Below are 19,540 nucleotides of genomic sequence, written 5' to 3'. Positions count from 1 at the left end.
ACAAATTTGATTATATACAATCCTTTCGTTTGAATTTATATTGTATCTATAGCAAGTGCATGCAAGTGATTGAAAGTGCATGTACTTGGTTAACTTGGTAAATACAAAATTGACCTAGGCTTATGGCTTATGGCATAATTTTTCAAATGGAGGGGTTTAAAATGAGATTTAATTTTGATCAAACTATTGATGTAGAAAAAATAAATGCTTATATGGTTGGTGCTGGACTTGCATCACTTTCTGCTGCGGTATTTTTAATTAGAGATGGACATGTTCCAGGAAAAAACATTCATATATATGAAGAATTAAACATCACAGGTGGGAGCATGGACGGAAGTGGTGATGCTGAGAATGGTTATGTAATTCGTGGTGGAAGAATGTTTGATAGGGAAGCTTATGCTTGTACTTTTGGAGTAATGGAAAGCATTCCTTCATTAACTGATCCTAAAGTTTCAATACTTGATGAATTTAATGCTTTTAATAAAAAAATTCATACCCATGCAAAAGCTAGATTAATAGATAATGATGCTAAAATAACTGATGTATCAGCTTTGGGACTTGTTCGCGCTGATAGAATGGCATTAATGGATATAATGATTAATTCTGAAGATTCTTTGGGAACAAAAACTATTAGAGAATGTTTCCCAGAACCATTTTTTAAATCAAACTTCTGGCTTCAATGGACTACACTCTTTGCATTTGAAACTTGGCACAGTGCTAAAGAATTAAAGAGATATCTTCATAGATTTATTCAAGAATTACCACGTCTAAGTGATTTATCTGGAATACGTCGTACACCATATAATCAATATGATTCAATGTTATTACCTATGACAAAATGGTTAGAGGCGCAAGGTGTTAATTTTGAATTAGATTGCAGGGTAACTGATTTTGAATTTAAACCATCAGATACTGAAACTACGGTTACAGCATTCAAATGTGAAAAAAATGGGAAAGAAACTAGAATAGAAGTTGGAGAGGGAGACCTTGCATTTGCTACTATCGGCTCTTTAACAGCGGGTACTAGCCTTGGATCAATGACTACACCAGCAAAGATTAACGACAAAAGTGTAGGTGGAGCATGGGATCTTTGGGAGAAAATTGCTAAGGGACGTCCTGAGTTTGGTAAACCTCAAGTCTTTGATGAACGTGTTGAAGAATCAATGTGGCAGTCTTTCACAGTTACTCTTAAAGACCCAACAATGTATAAAAGAATAATAGAATTCTCAGGAAATCAACCAGGAACTGGAGCTCATATGACATTTAGAGATTCTGCATGGCTCATGACAATAGTTGTACACAATCAACCACATTTTCTTAATCAACCTGATAACATACAAACTTTCTGGGGTTATTCTTTGTTCCCATATGCAAAAGGTGATTTCATAAAGAAGAGGATGGTGGATTGTACTGGTGAGGAAATATTAACTGAGGTATTATATCACCTAAACTTTAAAGAGGATATGGAGAAGATTCTTAAAACGTCTATTTGTATACCTTGTATACTACCTTTTACAACAGCACAATTTTTAACTAGAGAAAAGGGCGATAGACCACAAGTTATTCCAGAAGGTTCAACTAATTTAGCATTACTTGGACAGTTTTGTGAAATAGAAGATGATGTAGTATTTACTATGGATTATTCTGTAAGAGGCGCACAAACTGCTGTTTATAAATTCCTAAATCTAAATAAAAGAGTTACACCTATTTATAAAGGACAGCATGATGTTCGTGTACTAATTAATTCTGCCCTTGAAATGATGAAGGATGATAACTTAAGTAAAGAAATAAATGCACTTAAATCTATGATATTGAAATAAGCTAATGACAGTTCAGCTTCGAAGAAGATGAATAGCACCGAAGGTGATAAATAGCACCGAAGGTGATAAATAGCACCGAAGGTGATAATTAATGGGACGGTTGTCCATTTTTCTATAAAAAGAAGATTGGACAACCGTCCTCATTAATGTCTAGATAAAGCACCAAGCATGCTGCCTTCAACCACATTTCGCATCTTTTCTACCATGATTTGAGGTGAGTCTTTCATGCCGGTTTTAATCCACTGAACGATTATACCTACAAAAGCATGGGTATAAAAATCAGCAATAAACTTTTTGTCCATATCAGGAACATTCATGCCTAAGGATACATCATTAACAATCCCCATAATAAGTTCGCAACTAAAGTCAAAGAAATATCCATTAAAAGCATTTTGACCAGGTGTGTTAAGCGCATTAATATAAAAGGAATTATTATTCATTAGGTAGCACAAGGTTCTATACATGCCATCAGTCCAATTTTCATAACGATTGCAGTTAGCGATGCATTCTGTAACTTCAGTGTAATAAATCCAATTCACAAGATCGAATTTATCTTTAAAATGATAATAAAATGTTTGTCTATTAAGTCTACAATTGTCTGCAATGTTTTGAATTGAAATCTTTGACAAAGGAACTGTTTTCATTAATTGTTTTAAGGATAAAGCAAGGGCCTTTTCTGTTATTATTGATTCAGACATAATAATCACCTACAAAAACTAGTTTTAATAGTAATTATACACCATAAATATGGATTTTTTGTAGATAGTTCTATAATAGAAAATTAAATTTCACGTGTTTTTTAGACAAACACTCAAAAGTGTGTAAATACAATTAACGTTACTAGGTTTATAATAATAGATAAGATATTTATTATTAACGGGACAAAATGGAGGGAAATTTTATGAGTAAAAAATCAAGCAAAAATGGTATGAACGTATTACTTACGTTAGGTGCAATAGCTGGTGCGGCTGCTGTAGCAACTATTAGTGCAAAGAAGTTTAAAAATAATTCTAAAACAACGATAGATTTATCAGAAAATAGAAATAATGAAGATAGACAAGTTTATTTTATTGGTGGAGGGTTAGCTTCCTTAGCTGGTGCTGCTTATCTTGTACGAGATTGTAACTTTAAAGGAGAAAATATTCATATTATTGAAGGAATGAAAATCTTAGGAGGCAGTAACGATGGTGCAGGAGATGCCATAAATGGTTATGTATGCCGTGGCGGTAGAATGTTAAATGAAGAAACCTATGAGAATTTTTGGGAATTGTTTTCAGGTATACCATCCCTAGATATGCCGGGTAAAAGCGTTAAAGAAGAAATTCTTAATTTTGATCATTTACACCCAACACATGCACAGGCACGGTTAATTGATAAAGATGGAGTAATTCTAGATGTGACTAGTATGGGCTTTAATAATTCCGATCGTATGGCTCTTGGAAAACTTATGATTACTTCAGGAGAAAAATTAGATAATAAGACTATTGAGGAATGGTTTAGTCATACGCCACATTTCTTTGAAACTAATTTTTGGTATATGTGGCAAACAACCTTTGCTTTCCAAAAATGGTCCAGTCTTTTTGAGTTTAAGCGTTACATGGAACGTATGATTTTTGAATTTTCTCGTATTGAAACTTTAGAGGGGGTTACACGTACTCAGTACAATCAATATGAGTCTGTTATTCTTCCATTAAAAGCTTACTTAGATAACTTTGGAGTTGATTTTAGTATAAATGCAACTGTAACTGATTTAGATTTCAAATCAGGAGATGAAATTACAGTAACGGCTATGCATATAGAAGAAAAAGAAGGTGAAAGGGTTATTCAGTTAAACCCTAGAGACGTTTGCATTATGACAAATGGATGCATGACTGACTGCGCAACTCTTGGTGATATGTACACACCTGCAGAATATAATCCAAGCAAACCAATATCTGGTGAACTTTGGGCGAAAATAGCTAAAAAGAAAAGAGGTCTTGGAAATCCAGAACCCTTCTTTGGACATGCAAATGAAACTAATTGGGAAAGCTTTACCGTGACTTGTAAGGGTAATAAATTGTTAAACCTAATTGAAAAATTCTCCACTAATATTCCAGGTAGTGGCGCATTAATGACATTTAAGGATTCTAATTGGTTAATGAGCATAGTTGTTGCAGCTCAACCACACTTTAAAAATCAGCCCATTGATACAACTATGTTCTGGGGCTATAGCATATATACTGATAAAGTTGGTGATTTTGTAAAGAAATCAATGCGTGATTGTACAGGTGAGGAAATGCTAATAGAACTTCTACACCACATGCATATGGAAGACAAGCAAGAGGAAATTATGGACACTATAATTAATGTTATTCCATGTATGATGCCGTATGTAGATGCTCAGTTCCAGCCTCGGAAGATGACTGATCGTCCAAGTGTTGTACCAGAATGCTCAACAAATTTCGCTATGATTAGCCAGTTCGTTGAAATTCCAGAAGATATGGTATTTACAGAAGAATATTCTGTACGCGCAGCAAGAATTGCGATATACACGTTATTTGATGTAAAAGATAAAACTATTTGTCCAGTAACTCCTTATAGAAAGAATACGAGGATATTAAAAGAAGCATTAAAAACTTCATTTAGATAAAAAATTCGGAAATATAAGTAGGGTTGCTTTTGCAAATCTATTTATATTTTTTTGAGCGGGTAAAATTAAGTTCTATCTGTTACATTCTTTATTGAGTCCTTTCAAAATGAATTTTAAGTGTACTTTATTTTATTTCTATGATATAATATCTTTATACAATACAAACAATAATAATTATTAAGAAATATTTATTGGTGTTTATTAAAAAAATTGTCGTTATAACCAATAAAAGTTGAGAATTATTTGTTGAAATAGGAATACTATAATGTTAATGATAACATTTTAATATGGATAAATTTATATAATATGGAGGGATAGCAAATGTCAATTTATGATTTTAAAGCAATTACAATCGATGGTGAAGAAATATCTTTGGAACAATATAGGGGAAAGGTATTGGTTATAGTTAATACAGCAAGTAAGTGTGGATTTACACCACAGTATGAGGGTTTGGAGAAGATTTATGAACAGTACAAGGATAAGGACTTTGAAATACTAGGCTATCCAAGCAATCAATTTGCTGGGCAGGAACCAGGTGAAAGCAATGAAATAAAGAATTTCTGCACAATTAATTATGGAGTGAGTTTTCAATTGTTCGAGAAGGGTGATGTAAGAGGGGAAAATGCCCTTCCGCTTTTTAAATATTTGACAGAGGAAGCAACTTTCAGAGGTTTTGATCTGAATAAGCCTAATGAAAAAAAACTTAATGATATACTCTACAAAAGATTTCCTGAATTCCTAGAAGGGGATTCAGTGAAATGGAATTTTACAAAATTCCTTATTGGTAGAGATGGCAATGTAGTCGGAAGATATGAACCAACAATTGAGCCGGCAGCTATGTCAACAGATATTGAAAAATTATTAGCGGAGAATGATATATCTGAAATTGACAAATCAGAAGTTGACGTAGACAATAAAAAAATTTATACTGGCAAAGATGATGAAGAAGTTTTAAATTGTGAAGGAAAACCTTGCAACTTTGTATATAATGATAAAAATGATTAGTTAGTTAATGACATTTCAAAATGGAATTTAAAAGGATTAGTAATGAGAATTTTACATAAAATTCCTCATTGCTAATCCTTTGATTTACTTAGATAAATCCTTTTTACTTCCATAATAAGAAACATTTATTTTTGTTCCTATATCTACAAGGGTACCGGCCTCGGCATTTTGCATGAATATTTTTTTATTGTTATTTTTGGAATGATTGCCCTTACGGGCTTTGTCATCCATATTTATAGGTGTTTTCTCCCCAAGCTCTAATTGAATGTTATCTAGAATTTCTTTAGCATCATCAAGGGTTTTGCCATTTAATTGTGGGACAGTAACCTGTTCAATTTTTTTTCCTTGGCTTATAACTAAATCTACTTTGCCATCTTTTTCATAGGATGTATTTACCTCAGGTGATTGACTAATAACTAAACCCTGAGCAATACTATCACTATATTCATTTGAAATATTGCCAAGCATAAAGCCATTATTAACTACAGTCTGATTTGCAATATCTTGGGTCCTTCCAATAAGTGAGGGCACAAATTTATTTTCAACAACGGATAGTTGTTCATCTGCCTGTTGTTTTTTATCAACATGCTGTATCTCATCTGACTGTAATTTTTCATCTGCTTTTGGAACTGTAGTTTCGACAATGGGAGCTGGTGTATTAATAGAAGTCCCGTTGGATATAAATTTACCTAAAATGGAAGCAATCACAACTAAAATAATTGAGGCAATAATAATTACTGCCTTTTTATTATTAACGGTCTTCTCATTCCCCGTTATTACTTCGTTATCTTTTTTATTTGCTGCTTTTTCAGCGATGGATGCTCCACTCATAACCGTTGTGAAATTGTCTTTTATATCAGAAAATATTGTTGCACCCATAATATTTGTAGCATCATCTAGGTCATTATTTACCTTAACTTCATAATTAGAATCTTCTTTAATTGCATTTATTATATCTGCCATGTCCTTAGCCGTTTGGTATCTTTTAAAAGGCTCTTTTTGCATTGCCTTCAAAATTACCTGGTTTATATTTTCAGGAATATCTGTAATGATTTCTTTGGGCGCAGTAACGGGTTCATGAATATGCATTATAGCTATGGAAATAGAGCTTTCTGAATTATAAGGTACTTGTCCAGTAATCATTTCATACATTACAATACCTAAGGAATATATGTCTGTTCTACAATCTATAAAATTTCCTTTTGCTTGTTCTGGAGAAAAATAGTGTACGGTACCCATAACTTTACTAGAATTGGTTATGGTTCTTGAATCAGCAACTTTAGCTATTCCAAAATCCATAACCTTAACTATATTATCTTCTGTTATCATGATATTATCCGGTTTTATATCTCTATGAATTACATTGTTAATATGTGCACATTGAAGTGCTTTGGCTATTTGGAGTGAGATATCTAAAGCCTTTTGCGAAGTAAGTCTAACATTTTCATTTATTAATTGCTTTAATGTTATTCCATTAATATATTCCATAACTATAAAATTAATATGGTTTTCTGAACCAACATCATGAATATTCACGATATTTGGATGTGACAATCTTGCGATTGAAGTAGCTTCCCTTTTAAATCTTAAAACAAACTCTTCATCATTACTTAACTCTGCTTTTAATATCTTTACAGCGACAAATCTATTTAACAAGTGGCACTTTGCTTTATAGACAGTTCCCATACCGCCTTCGCCAATTTTCTCTAATAACTCATATCTATTTAAAAGTAATTTTCCTATCATATTTAGCCTCCCATGAAAAACGGCAATGTATTTATTATAACATAGTAGCACTTATGAGACGTTTATCTTTAATTAAACTACTAAGTTTTTAATTGCTTGTTTTGGAAAACCAATGTCCGCATCTGATTTTCAATATAATTTTATCAATAAAAAATGAAAACAGAAGGCTATTTTACTTTTTAAAAGTAAAATAGCCTTCTGTTTTTTATTTTTAAGAGGAAATTTCAATTTCTCCGTTTATTGTATAATCTTTACCGTTAACGCATAAAGTTATTTGTTGCTTATTTTCGCTGGTAATAATAACTTTATGTGTTTTGATATTTATTTTAAGTAATGATTCTCTAAACAAAACATTAAAAGAGAATGAACTCCAATTTTTTGGTATAAAAGGATTTAAAAGAAGCTTTCCATCTTTTACTCTCATCCCAGCAAAGCCTTCAACTACGGACATCCAAGTTCCAGCCATACTAGTAATATGACATCCATCTTTTGTATCGTTATTGTAATTGTCTAAATCTAGTCTTGCAGTTCTAAGATACATTTCATAAGCTTTTTCATGTTTTCCTAATTTTGCGGCAAGGATAGTATGCACACAAGGAGATAAAGATGACTCATGTACTGTTCTTGACTCATAAAATTCAAAATTTCTTCTTATGGTATCTAAATCATATCTATCTTGTAGAAAATATATTCCTTGCAATACATCTGCTTGTTTTATAAAGCAAGATCTAAGAATTCTATCCCAAGACCATTTTTGATTTAATGGTAAATTTTTGCGATCCAAGTCTTTTACAAGAATCTGCTGCTTATCCATATATCCATCTTGTTGCATGAATATCCCTAGCTCTTCATCTACTGGATAATACATATTTTTAATGATATCTTGCCATTTACTAACTTCTGCTTCTTTTAAACCTAATTTATTTACTAACTCTGAATATCTCCCAGGTTCATTATTTTTTAAATGATTAATTACACAAGTAGTATATTCTAGTGTCCAAGCAGCAATTCTATTAGTATACCAGTTATTATTTGAATTATTTTCATATTCATTAGGGCCAGTAACTCCAAGTATTACATATTTTCCTTTGTTTGAAGCAAAACTAACTCTTTCTTCCCAGAATCTTGAGATCTCTACTAATACTTCTAATCCATATTGACCTAAATAACATTTATCTCCAGTATAATTAACATAATTATATATACCATATGCTATAGCACCATTTCTATGAATTTCTTCAAAAGTTATTTCCCATTCATTGTGACACTCTTCTCCATTCATAGTAACCATTGGATATAGAGCACCTTTTGTAAAACCTAATTTTCTTGCATTTTCTTTAGCTTTTTCTAATTGCTTATACCTATAAAGCAAAAGATTTCTAGATATACTTGGATCAGCAGTACTTAAATAAAATGGTATGCAATATGCTTCTGTATCCCAATAAGTACTTCCACCATATTTTTCTCCTGTAAAACCCTTTGGGCCTATGTTTAATCTATCATCTTCTCCAGAATATGTCTGATTCAATTGAAAAATATTAAATCTAATAGCTTGCTGCGCCGAAACATCTCCTTCAATAACAATATCGCTTTGTTTCCATTTTTCACCCCAAGCTATTGCTTGATCTTTAAGTAATAATTCAAAACCGCTTCCATAAGCTTTATCTAAAATTTTTCTATTAACAGCCAATAATTCTTCTACAGCGTAATCTCTTGAAGTTACATTGCAAACATACTTATACACTACGATTTCTTCATTTTGTTTTACATTTAAATTAACTATATTACCTACAAATTTTTCTGATTCTATAAATTCTGCATTAAAATCTACCTTTTTATCTGCTCGAAAAATATCTAGTTTCATTGAAGAACACACATAAAAATCAAGTTTTTTTGTTTTTACTATTAAAGATGATTGTTCTTTATTGCACTGCTTTGAGATTTCATCCCAAAATTTTTCATCATAATTAGAATCCGCATTTTTTATATCACCATCTAAGTAAGCGGATATACACAATGTACCTTCAAAATTAACTGGTGTAATTGAATATCTAATTGCTCCTATTTCTTTTGCAGCAATACTTACAAATCTCTTTGCATCTACATTTACTTCTTTTCCGCTAGTAAGCTTTGCGGTAAAGCATCTATGTAGATATCCTTCTTTCATATTTAAAATTCTCACAAAATTTTTCACTTCACATTTTGCAAGGTCTAGTGTTTCTCCATCAACACTAACATCTATTCCAATCCAATTGGTAGAATTTAATACCTTTGCAAAATATTCTGGGTATCCATTTTTCCACCAGCCAACTCTTGTTTTATCCGGATAGTAAACTCCTGCCATATAACTTCCCTGAAGAGACTTTCCGCTGTACGTTTCTTCGAAGTTAGCTCTTTGTCCCATATACCCATTTCCTATACTAAAAATTCCTTCAGATACTTCATGATTATCTTGGTTAAAACCTTCCTCTATAATATTCCATTCATCTAATTTTAAATATTGTTTCATATTGAGTCTCCTTTACAATAAATTTAATAGTTTAATTTTTCAAATGTCATTTCTTTCAAAGAAGAAACAACGATATTAGCTTTATTTAAAACAAGTGGATCGCCGATTCCAACACTATACATTCCAGCATTTATTGCGGATTCAATACCCGCCTTGGCATCTTCGAAAACTACACATTCAGAAGGGGATACACCAAGTTCCTTTGCACCCAATAAGAAAACTTCTGGATCGGGCTTTGCATTGCTTGTTTTAGTTCCATCGATTATTGCATCAAAGTGATTAACTAATTTTATATTATTTAATATGGTCATGGCATTTTTACTTGCAGAACCTAGTGCAATTTTAATCCCATTATTCTTTAATTCTTCTAAAAATTCCACTGTACCAGGTAAAATTTCATCAGGGGTCATCTTTAAAATATACTCACGATACCAATTATTTTTTTTCTCTGCAAGAGTCATTTTTTCTGATTCAGTTAAAGTTAAACCTCCTATATTTAAAAGTATTTTAAGAGATTCCATTCTACTTATACCTTTTAAGCTTTCATTTTGCTCCTTGGTAAAATCAAACCCTAATTCCTTAGCTAGTCTTCTCCATGCTAAATAATGATATTTAGCAGTATCTACAATCACCCCATCTAAATCAAACAAACAAGCCTTAATCTTTGTCATTGCTTTTTACCTCCAGTTTTTATTATTAATAAACTTTTAATACTTATATCTAAAAAAGCTATATTATTTATACTAATTCTAATTGCCAAACCATTTGGATACTTTTACTTTCACCTGGCATTATGCTGCTCATACCTCCAAGAATTTCAAGCTCAGTGTAGGCTAGCTTATCATCCACATAAACTTCAACATTACTTCCATGTGGATATACAACTTGTCCTTCATACTGAAATTTCTGCGTAAGTAAGAGGGTTTTGTGTTTATATGCACTGCAATAATATCTTAGTATCGCATCATCTGTTACTACACCTACTTTAAACTTCTCTTCATTGTTACAATTCAATCTTAAAATTTTTCTATCTTCTTTTCTCAAAGAATAAGCATTGTTTGAAGGTATATCAAAATCTTGATAAAATGTTATTCCTCCTATAAATACGTCAGAGTTTAGTTTTATATCTATATATCCAGGAGATAATGCTTGGGTATTACCCCAAACTGCCCATTGTACTGGTTCTTCATTTAAGTTAACTATGGTTTCCTTTATAGTTATATGATTACATTTATCTTCAAATAATATTTCCCTTATAAATTTAAGACCAACAATGTTTGATATAGGACTACTTAATGTAACTACTAATGAATTTTCTAACTTAGCTATGTCGTATTCAAAAACATTTAAATCAATATCAAATATTGGAGGCCATGCCCATTTTGTTTGTGGAGCAGGCCAACCTTTATATCCTCCAAAATTAAGCCAGTTTTCTGGAATATATTCAGCTTTTATATCACCTTTAATTCCTATAAGATTCGCATTTCTATATAACACATTTAAATTTTTTGTTGAAAACTCTAAAATCCTACCACCCTGCTCTGGGACTATAATTACTTTTATTATTCCGTTTTCAAGTATTATCTCTTGTGTGTTTTTACACTTTACTATTGAATAATTTAGCATACTCAAAACCCTTCCGTTTTAGGGGAATAACCCCAAACTTGTATCTATTTCTACTCCATAATGGTCTGACACCACGAAGTCGTTTTTGCCATTAAATATTACTTTAGAATATTTAACATCTACACATTTATTTGTTAAAATTAGATCCAGCCTTAAATCATTTTTATTTAAATCCCATCCATCTATTTTACCTTTTACAGTTATACCACAATCTTTTTCCTTAGAGAGGGTATAAGTATCCTTTATTCCTTTTTTCATTAAATAATCATAGCCTTCATTTGATGCAAAAGCGTTATTATTAAAATCTCCCATAAAGAATGTTAATCTGTCATTTTTCATATTATTAAGTAACTTATCTACTTGCTGACTGAACGGTTCTTCTTCATCTTGCCACCAGCCTAAATGACAAGAGTAGAAATCTATAATTTCGTTATTTATTCTAATTGAAGCTTTTACGACCTTTCTAGTTTTCCAAAAATCCAAGTCCTTGCTGTTGCTTATGAAAAATGAGTAAGAATCTTCTTCTATTATTTTATGTTTAGTTATAATACTTACCCCTTCTTCATATATTCCATAACCTATATGAGAAAAATCCCACAGCATTGAGTATTCTTTGCATCCTAAGTTCTCTAATTCTTTTAATAAAACTAAAGCAAAATTATCTTGTTTTATGTTATTAAAGGCTATATTTTCCTTTATAGATTGATTTACTTCTTGCAGGGCAATTACATCAAAATTTTTTTCTTTTATAGTATTTGCAATAATGCTCATCTTTTCTTTTGGGCTTTCTTCCATCCAAGAATGACAATTTAAAGTTAATAATTTCATTTTAGACTCCTAATATATCTATAATATCCGATTTTAAAACATCTGCCTTTGGTCCATATATAGCCTGTATCCCTTTACCTTTAATTATTAAGGCTAAAGCCTTATTTTTTTTCCATTCATTTTCTTCGGCAACTAATAAATTATCTTTTACTGTTACACGAAGACGGGTCATACATGCGTCCACATCTACAATATTTTCGTTCCCTCCAAGTAATTCAATAATGGTTGCGGCTTGACTTCCTTTTTTACTAGCCTCAACTTTTTGATTTACAGTAGAATCAATTGAATTTTCCTCCATATCAATTTCATTTCCGTTACGGCCTGGAGTTGCTATATTAAATTTCTTGATCATAAATTTAGATACAACATAATTTATGCAGAAAAATACGACGGTCACCAGTACATATCTTATAAGATCACCTATAATCCCTGCTTTTACAATCATCGGTATACGTGCTACAAGCTCTATAACACCAAAACTGTGAACTCGCAGATTAAATATGTCCGCACACATAAATGCAAAGCCTTGCATAACTGCATAAGTACCATATAATATTGGTGAAACAAACATAAACATGAATTCTAATGGTTCAGTAACACCTGTTAAGAAAACTGCAATGGCTGCTGAAAAAAATACTGATTTATATTTTGATCGTTTTTCATTTGGTACACTTTTATACATAGCAAGTGCAACACCCATTAAGGAGCCAGCTCCGCCAATCATTTGGCCAACTTTAAAACGTGCTGGATGAATTGTTGCAAGTAAGTTATTATATGCACTCATATCTCCAGCGGCTTTTAAGTTACCTAAGTCAGTAACCCATGCAAGCCAAAGCGGATCTTGTCCAAGTATAAGACTGCCTGCATTAGCTCCAGTTAATACTTTATATGCTCCACCAAGATCTGTATAATTTATTGGTATTGTAATCATATGATGAAGTCCAAAAGGTAGTAATAGACGCTCAAGCGTACCATATATAAAGGGTGAAATAAATGGTGCAGTATTTTGTGATGTTGCAATCCATTTGCCAAATCCATTTATAACTGATTGAGCAAATGGCCAAACTATTACAAATAAAAGTGCAACAACGCTGGAGCCTGCGATAACAACGAATGGTACAAATCGTTTACCATTAAAGAATGCAAGTGCATTTGGTAATTTATTATAGTTATAATACTTATTAAATAAAACTGCTCCAAGAAAACCTGATATAATACCAACAAATACTCCCATATTCAATGCTGGGGATCCAAGAACAGAAATAAAGTAATCTTTAACCAAAAAGTGCTGACCTGTTAAGGAAGTTACTGTTGCATGAGCATCCGTGAGCATCTCATTGGTAATATTAAATACATTACCAGTAATTTTATTTATTAAAATATATGCAATGAGTGCTGCAAATGCTCCACCAGCACGCTCTTTAGCCCAAGAACCACCGATAGCTACAGCAAATAATAGCCCTAAATTAACTATTAGCCCCCATCCTATACCTCCCACAACTTGCGATAACGTTTGCACAAATGAAGAATTAGGTGCTGCTATTCCTATAACTGATCCTAATGAAATCATTAGTCCACCTGCTGGCATAACTGCGACCACCACTAATAATGCCTTACCAAATTTTTGCCAAAAATCGAATGAAATTATTTTTGATTTGTTCTTAACCATAGTCCAATTACCTCCAATATTGATTTAATGAATATGTATTTATAAAAATTTCAATACGCAATTGTATTTTTATATTAAACATGTGCAAACGTTTGCGTTCTTTATTAAAGTATATTTCATAGTGAAAATATTGTCAATGAAATATTAAAATAAATTTCTAAATAAAATTGTACCCATGTTTGAACTGTACACCATGTTTCATCCAATAAATATTTTTCAATCAAGTCATTTGCAAGAATGTTGTTGAAATTTTAGGATATAATATATAAATAATCACTTATATGTGGAATAGACATATTATAATAATTAGAACACATATTGACAATTGGAATAGGTTGGAATACAATAGTTTTAAATTAAAAACTGTGAAGAGGAAAAGTAAATAGTATACTGTTCAAAGAGAGAGAAACTCACCGGCTGAAAAGTTTCTTGAATAAGCAATATTGAAAACCACCTCTGAGTTGATTACTGAACTTAAGTAGGTAATTCCGCAAACCGGCGTTAGTGGTATTGAGTGACAGAGGTGAGTTTAAACTAAGCCTTCTGTAATTTGGGTGGAATCGCGATAAAACTCGTCCCTTATTTTGGGACGGGTTTATTATTTTTTGAAGGAGGAATATTTATGTTAAAGGTTGTAATAAAAGATGGAAGTGTAATAAATTCTAATGAAGAAGAAGGAAAAAGGGCGCTTAGACACACCACATCCCATATACTCGCTCAGGCAGTAAAGAGATTGTATCCAAATGCTAAATTGGCTATAGGTCCTGCAATAGATAATGGGTTTTATTATGACTTTGATGTGGAAGAACCCTTTACTATGGATATACTCCAAAAAATTGAAGAAGAAATGAGAAAAATAGTTAAGGAAGATTTAAGACTCGAGAGATCAGTTATTTCTCGAGAAGAAGCTTTAAAACTTATGAAGGATAAGGGCGAGATTTATAAAATAGAACTCATTAATGATTTGCCAGAGTATGAAGAACTAGTTTTCTTTAAGCAAGGAGATTTTATAGAACTCTGTGCAGGGCCTCATGTACTATCAACTTCAAAGGTAAAAGCTTTCAAATTATTATCAGTTGCAGGCGCTTACTGGAGGGGTAGTGAAAAAAATAAAATGCTTCAAAGAATATATGGAACGGCATTTGCAAGGAAAAGTGAACTTGATGAATATTTGAATATGCTTGAAGAAGCGAAGAAAAGGGATCATAGAAAACTTGGGAAAGAGCTAAAATTATTTGCTTTAATGGATGAGGGACCAGGATTTCCATTCTTTCTCCCTAATGGTGTAGTTTTAAAAAACAAATTAATTGAGTACTGGAGAGAAATTCATAAGAAGGCAGGTTATGTTGAGATAGAAACTCCTATGGTGTTAAACAAAGAACTTTGGGAAACATCTGGGCATTGGTCTCACTATAAAGAGAACATGTATACAGTCAATATAGATGAAGAAGAATTCGCTATAAAACCAATGAACTGCCCGGGAGGAATGCTTGTATATAAATCAGAAACTCACTCTTACAGGGATCTACCAATAAGAGCGGGAGAACTAGGGAAAGTGCACAGACATGAACTATCTGGAGCTTTGCACGGACTTATGAGAGTTAGAGCATTTACACAGGATGATGCTCACATATTCATGTTACCAGAGCAGATAAAAGAAGAAATAAAGGGCGTAGTTAAACTTATAAATGAGGTTTATGGAAGGTTAGGGTTTAAATATAGAGTAGAACTTTCAACAAGACCTGAAAATTCTATGGGAAGTGATGAAGAGTGGCAATTAGCAGAAAGCTCACTTCAGGGCGCTCTCACGGAAATGAACATGGATTTTAAGATAAATGAAGGAGACGGGGCATTCTACGGACCTAAAATTGACTTTCACTTGCAAGATAGCATAGGACGGGAATGGCAATGTGGAACTATACAACTAGATTTACAGCTACCACAAAGATTTGACCTTCAATATATTGGCAGTGATGGAGAAAAGCACAGACCAATTGTTATACACAGAGTAATTTTTGGTAGTATAGAAAGATTTATTGGCATTTTGATAGAACATTTTGCAGGCAAGTTCCCAACATGGATATCACCTGTACAAGTTAAAGTACTGCCTATATCGGAGCAGTATAATGATTATGCAAAAGATGTAGTAAATAAACTGGAAGAAAATAATATCAGAGTTAGTTTAGATGGTAGAGCAGAAAAAATAGGATATAAAATTAGAGATGCTCGAAACGAGAGGTTGCCATATATTATTGTTATTGGTGAAAAAGAAGAAAACTCAGCGAGTATATCCCTTAGAAGTAGAAAGAATGGCGATGAGGGCAATTGCTTACTTGAGGACTTTATTTCAAGAATCATACAGGAAATCGATAGTAAAAGGCTAGATGATTAATTGTAAAAAACATGAAATTTATTTATACCATTTCGGTTGTTTTTAAAATAAAAAACATTCTATTCAATATAATAAGGCTACATTCCTTTAAGATAATTTAAAGGAGTGTAGCCTTATTAGTGATTTGCTGTTCCATGACTGCAGTTTCATTGATAGGTAAAAGATATCAAAGGGATAAATGTACCTGGTACTTTAAAAACCTCACTTAACTTATTTTCTTTCAGGTTATAACAATACAAGCTGTTAGGATAAGTTGTTAGCCCCATAAAGTTTGCTTCATGCGCCCCACTGGGAACTGCAACAAAGTAAATACTTTTCTCATTAGAGCTGAGACAGGCTATATATGGTTGAGAAATTTCAATAATCTTATTTGTTTTTTTTAGCTGTTCTTGAGTTAGTAAGCTACTTACTTTATTTCCATTTACAACTAACTTATAAAATCCTCTTTCAGTGTTTTTTACGCCTGCTCCTCCTAAAATTATAAAGTTGCCTGATTTTGATAAAGAAATTGAATCTAATCTCACAGCATTTATCTTAGCCAACTCTTTTTTTTCACCGCCATTTGTATTCATTTCCATAATAGTGTACTTTATTTTCGAAGATTCATTTTGTTCCTCAAACCTCTTTGTTATAAATTCATTATAAGAAAATGTTAGTGCAATAATCTTATTTTTATATATATAAAAATCTTGTACAGCAATATCAGAACCAAATTCTAAAGTTTTCCCATATTTTTTATCAACATCTATTTTTGATGTTTTGGGCACAGGAGAGTTTTTATCTCCACTTTTCGCAAAAATTATATTTCCCTTTTCATCACCAAAGTTTACGTTAAATTGACCTAAGGGATCATTAGTAATTTGATATGTTTCTTTGGTAGACATATTAAGCCTAAATACATCCCATGGGTTGGTTCCGATGGCGTCAGAATAAAGTAAGATATCTCCTTTAGTATTAACTTTACCGGTTACTACTACATCTCTATTGTTTAATATCTTTTGTTTTATTTGTGTCTTAGTATTTAGCATCCATAAATCGCTTTTATTTTGAGAATTGCAAACTGTTATAACTATCCATTCGCCTTTGCTTAAATTTAGTGAGTTCTTTGACAGTGTACTATTTGTTTTATGAAAGACAAACAGTGCACTCAAAGAAATGAAAATAACTAAAATTAATATCATGCACACAATGTGCTTTTTTTTAATACTGAGAATACTTTTAATTTTACTAAGCATCAAAATACAACACCTCAAGTCGCTATTTTATAGTAAATAGGGATAAGATAAATAGAATTGATAAAAAAGAACGAATAATATATACGATAAATGGAGAGCAATGTTTTACTTTTACTATATATTATGAAGGGAATTGTGAAATAAGTCTTCTACTGTGACTGTTAAATTTAAAAAATCCTGCTAATAAAATAAATTAGCAGGATTTTTTCTAACATTTATTAATTTTCAGTTTTTAAATTTCTCATATATATTCTAAAAACAAGCTCTTCTAAAAAGTTGAACACACTTGTGGTTATCAAGTATATCCCTACTGCAATTGGAGCTGCTTTAGCAACAAATAAACCAACTACTGCCATTATTATGATATTACTCTTGCTCATTGTAGCCTGGCCTTTAATTTCTAAAAAAGTTACATATGAAAGCAGGCTTGGGGTTAAGGATACAAGCATATATATCAGTGGAACGATAAAATAACTGTCTGAGATCTTAATACTAGACACCCAAGGTATAAGATATGTACCTACGCTCACAGGGATTTTATTAAATACACTCCACATAGTCATTAATATAGGCAGTTGGAGTAGTGTTACTAAGCACCCCATCATACTTTTTGCACTTTGGACAGATTGTTTTTTAACTTCTACTTCAAGTTTTTCTTTGTTATCTTTATATTTTTCCTTAAGTTCTTTCATTTTTATAGCAAACCTTTGCTGCTGTTGCATGGATTTTTTTTGTTTGAAAGACATTGGTGAAAGTACTAATCTTACACTTATCGTAAGTAAAACTATTGCTAGGCCCCAATCCCCAGTGAAATTAAAAATTGAATTTAATAAACTACTTAAAAAATTAAAAATGATGTTCATATTTATCCTCCTTCGAATAATTTTGGCTAAAACATCATTTCAATTTTAAAACGATCTGTATATATCCACATACCATATTTCTCATAAATAATATAATCTTCTGGAAGTATTTTCTTTATAAATCCGAGCCACTGAATTAAAATATTTCTTGCAACATTTTCTTCAGTTTTATACTTAAGATTTTTATAGGAGTATACAGTATAAGAGACTATGCTAGCAAAACATATAACTAAAAACATTAACTGAATTAAATTTATTAAGTCATAATTCAACTTACACACCTCCTCACTTGCTATTTTTAAACATTATAACATATATTATGGACAATATTACATTTGTAAAAAACAATAGGATCTTTTTATAAATATTTCTATTTCCTGTAAGTCAATTTTGTCTTTGCCCCCATCCTCTTCGCAAAGGAATATGTGATATTTCCAAAAAAACATTTGTAAAAAGGAAGGGGTATTTTTGTCGCATATGCAACATCAACTAGTCCAGTTTCTTTCCAATACTTATTGTCATAAAATTCATCCTCAGTTCCAGCATGGCTCATCCCACGAAAAATATTATAAACCAATAAATTCACAAATGTTGGAGAATATAACTTCCCACTATCAACGTCCTTGTAGAATTTCTCAGCAACTCTTTCGCATCTTTTAGTCACTTTTTGTGGAGGTTCATACTCTCCGTAACTATTCGATATAACTGGAAGTTCATATCCACGATTAAATCCCCAACACATAAATGTTTCTCTTAAGTATTTGGTACAGCTTTTAGCGCCATTTCCACCTGCAGTGGATACCGCGAGCATCTTCTTTCTGAAAAAGCTTGGTCTATGAGTTTTAAAAGCCAAATGATCTATAAAATTCTTCATCAATGCGCTCACATGATTGCTATAGCAAGGACTCGTAATAATTGTCGCATCATTTTCTTCAATTTTATCAATAAGTTTTTGCACTTCCAAGTGATGAGGGCAACTTTTATTTCCTCTAATAAAGCATGAACTACATCCGGCACAAAAGGGGAGTCCTATTTCTTTTAAATGTACCTCGTCAAAATCTATATTTCTATCTGAAAGTTCTTGCATATGTTTTTTTACTATTTCCACAAGTGCCCAGGTATTTCCTTTATGTGCACTCCCATTGATAATTAGTATTTTCAATTAAATCATCTCCTTCGGAGCTGAAAGATTAACGACTTCAGAAGGGGATTTATACT

The 19,540-nt window shown here is 31.9% G+C and carries 14 protein-coding genes, 1 pseudogene and 1 other annotated feature; of the genes and pseudogenes, 4 read left to right on the top strand and 11 right to left on the bottom strand.

Annotated elements, in window-relative coordinates; translation table 11 throughout:
- Window positions 1–161: 161 nt before the first annotated feature.
- Complete coding sequence (locus tag ACWJJ2_RS06275; RefSeq protein ID WP_220287091.1) at window positions 162–1,820, top strand: oleate hydratase; 1,659 nt, start codon at window positions 162–164, stop codon at window positions 1,818–1,820.
- A 143-nt stretch (window positions 1,821–1,963) separates the two neighbouring features.
- Here ACWJJ2_RS06275 and dhaS read toward each other — a convergent pair whose 3' ends face one another.
- Entirely contained in the window at window positions 1,964–2,518 is a 555-nt protein-coding gene (gene dhaS / locus ACWJJ2_RS06270; RefSeq protein WP_216302954.1) for a dihydroxyacetone kinase transcriptional activator DhaS, read from the bottom strand.
- Between the two features lie 203 nt (window positions 2,519–2,721).
- Between dhaS and ACWJJ2_RS06265 the strand changes: the two genes are divergently transcribed.
- Together ACWJJ2_RS06265 and ACWJJ2_RS06260 are read left to right on the top strand one after the other, a co-directional pair.
- Entirely contained in the window at window positions 2,722–4,449 is a 1,728-nt protein-coding gene (locus ACWJJ2_RS06265) for an oleate hydratase (protein WP_216302955.1), read from the top strand.
- A 321-nt stretch (window positions 4,450–4,770) separates the two neighbouring features.
- A pseudogene (locus tag ACWJJ2_RS06260) lies at window positions 4,771–5,313 on the top strand (glutathione peroxidase); the annotation flags it as partial.
- 225 nt (window positions 5,314–5,538) lie between these two features.
- Here ACWJJ2_RS06260 and pknB read toward each other — a convergent pair.
- The 6 genes from pknB to ACWJJ2_RS06230 all read right to left on the bottom strand — a co-directional run bounded on the left by pknB (window position 5,539) and on the right by ACWJJ2_RS06230 (window position 13,832).
- Window positions 5,539–7,200, bottom strand: a complete 1,662-nt coding sequence (gene pknB, locus ACWJJ2_RS06255; RefSeq protein ID WP_462954003.1) for a Stk1 family PASTA domain-containing Ser/Thr kinase — start codon at window positions 7,198–7,200, stop codon at window positions 5,539–5,541.
- A gap of 211 nt (window positions 7,201–7,411) precedes the next feature.
- Window positions 7,412–9,709: a glycoside hydrolase family 65 protein gene (locus tag ACWJJ2_RS06250; protein WP_462954002.1), complete on the bottom strand. Its 2,298-nt coding sequence runs from the start codon at window positions 9,707–9,709 to the stop codon at window positions 7,412–7,414.
- A gap of 23 nt (window positions 9,710–9,732) precedes the next feature.
- Complete coding sequence (pgmB, locus tag ACWJJ2_RS06245) at window positions 9,733–10,380, bottom strand: beta-phosphoglucomutase (RefSeq protein ID WP_462954001.1); 648 nt, start codon at window positions 10,378–10,380, stop codon at window positions 9,733–9,735.
- 67 nt (window positions 10,381–10,447) lie between these two features.
- On the bottom strand, window positions 10,448–11,335 hold the full coding sequence (locus tag ACWJJ2_RS06240) for a DUF4380 domain-containing protein (RefSeq protein ID WP_462954000.1): 888 nt from the start codon (window positions 11,333–11,335) through the stop codon (window positions 10,448–10,450).
- Between the two features lie 18 nt (window positions 11,336–11,353).
- A complete protein-coding gene (locus ACWJJ2_RS06235; RefSeq protein WP_220287099.1) occupies window positions 11,354–12,163 on the bottom strand; it encodes an endonuclease/exonuclease/phosphatase family protein in 810 nt (269 codons plus the stop codon).
- Between the two features lies 1 nt (window position 12,164).
- Window positions 12,165–13,832, bottom strand: coding sequence for a PTS transporter subunit IIBC (locus ACWJJ2_RS06230; RefSeq protein WP_462953999.1), 1,668 nt, complete (start codon window positions 13,830–13,832; stop codon window positions 12,165–12,167).
- Window positions 13,833–14,188: 356 nt separating this feature from the next.
- Window positions 14,189–14,415: a binding site (T-box leader), on the top strand.
- A gap of 39 nt (window positions 14,416–14,454) precedes the next feature.
- Between ACWJJ2_RS06230 and thrS the strand changes: the two genes are divergently transcribed.
- Window positions 14,455–16,224, top strand: a complete 1,770-nt coding sequence (gene thrS / locus ACWJJ2_RS06225; protein ID WP_220287103.1) for a threonine--tRNA ligase — start codon at window positions 14,455–14,457, stop codon at window positions 16,222–16,224.
- A 146-nt stretch (window positions 16,225–16,370) separates the two neighbouring features.
- On the opposite strand, the gene ACWJJ2_RS06220 is transcribed toward thrS, so the two are convergent.
- The 4 genes from ACWJJ2_RS06220 to ACWJJ2_RS06205 form a co-directional block, all read right to left on the bottom strand.
- On the bottom strand, window positions 16,371–17,405 hold the full coding sequence (locus tag ACWJJ2_RS06220; RefSeq protein WP_462953998.1) for a hypothetical protein: 1,035 nt from the start codon (window positions 17,403–17,405) through the stop codon (window positions 16,371–16,373).
- 272 nt (window positions 17,406–17,677) lie between these two features.
- Window positions 17,678–18,322: a YidC/Oxa1 family membrane protein insertase gene (locus ACWJJ2_RS06215; protein ID WP_165414747.1), complete on the bottom strand. Its 645-nt coding sequence runs from the start codon at window positions 18,320–18,322 to the stop codon at window positions 17,678–17,680.
- A gap of 26 nt (window positions 18,323–18,348) precedes the next feature.
- Window positions 18,349–18,594: a hypothetical protein gene (locus ACWJJ2_RS06210; protein WP_216302965.1), complete on the bottom strand. Its 246-nt coding sequence runs from the start codon at window positions 18,592–18,594 to the stop codon at window positions 18,349–18,351.
- A gap of 98 nt (window positions 18,595–18,692) precedes the next feature.
- Window positions 18,693–19,484, bottom strand: coding sequence for an NAD(P)H-dependent oxidoreductase (locus tag ACWJJ2_RS06205; protein WP_216302966.1), 792 nt, complete (start codon window positions 19,482–19,484; stop codon window positions 18,693–18,695).
- Between the last annotated feature and the right edge of the window lie 56 nt (window positions 19,485–19,540).

It is taken from the genome of Clostridium sp. CM039, assembly GCF_055081075.1.
Note: the sequence above shows the minus strand (reverse complement) of the source record. Positions and strands in the feature narration are given on the sequence as shown.

Excerpts from the sequence above, each read along its gene's own strand:
- ACWJJ2_RS06275 (WP_220287091.1), top strand. The coding sequence starts at position 162 with ATGAGATTTAATTTTGATCAAACTATTGATGTAGAAAAAATAAATGCT.
- dhaS (WP_216302954.1), bottom strand. The coding sequence starts at position 2,518 with ATGTCTGAATCAATAATAACAGAAAAGGCCCTTGCTTTATCCTTAAAA.
- ACWJJ2_RS06265 (WP_216302955.1), top strand. The coding sequence starts at position 2,722 with ATGAGTAAAAAATCAAGCAAAAATGGTATGAACGTATTACTTACGTTA.
- pknB (WP_462954003.1), bottom strand. The coding sequence starts at position 7,200 with ATGATAGGAAAATTACTTTTAAATAGATATGAGTTATTAGAGAAAATT.
- ACWJJ2_RS06250 (WP_462954002.1), bottom strand. The coding sequence starts at position 9,709 with ATGAAACAATATTTAAAATTAGATGAATGGAATATTATAGAGGAAGGT.
- pgmB (WP_462954001.1), bottom strand. The coding sequence starts at position 10,380 with ATGACAAAGATTAAGGCTTGTTTGTTTGATTTAGATGGGGTGATTGTA.
- ACWJJ2_RS06240 (WP_462954000.1), bottom strand. The coding sequence starts at position 11,335 with ATGCTAAATTATTCAATAGTAAAGTGTAAAAACACACAAGAGATAATA.
- ACWJJ2_RS06235 (WP_220287099.1), bottom strand. The coding sequence starts at position 12,163 with ATGAAATTATTAACTTTAAATTGTCATTCTTGGATGGAAGAAAGCCCA.
- ACWJJ2_RS06230 (WP_462953999.1), bottom strand. The coding sequence starts at position 13,832 with ATGGTTAAGAACAAATCAAAAATAATTTCATTCGATTTTTGGCAAAAA.
- thrS (WP_220287103.1), top strand. The coding sequence starts at position 14,455 with ATGTTAAAGGTTGTAATAAAAGATGGAAGTGTAATAAATTCTAATGAA.
- ACWJJ2_RS06220 (WP_462953998.1), bottom strand. The coding sequence starts at position 17,405 with ATGATATTAATTTTAGTTATTTTCATTTCTTTGAGTGCACTGTTTGTC.
- ACWJJ2_RS06215 (WP_165414747.1), bottom strand. The coding sequence starts at position 18,322 with ATGAACATCATTTTTAATTTTTTAAGTAGTTTATTAAATTCAATTTTT.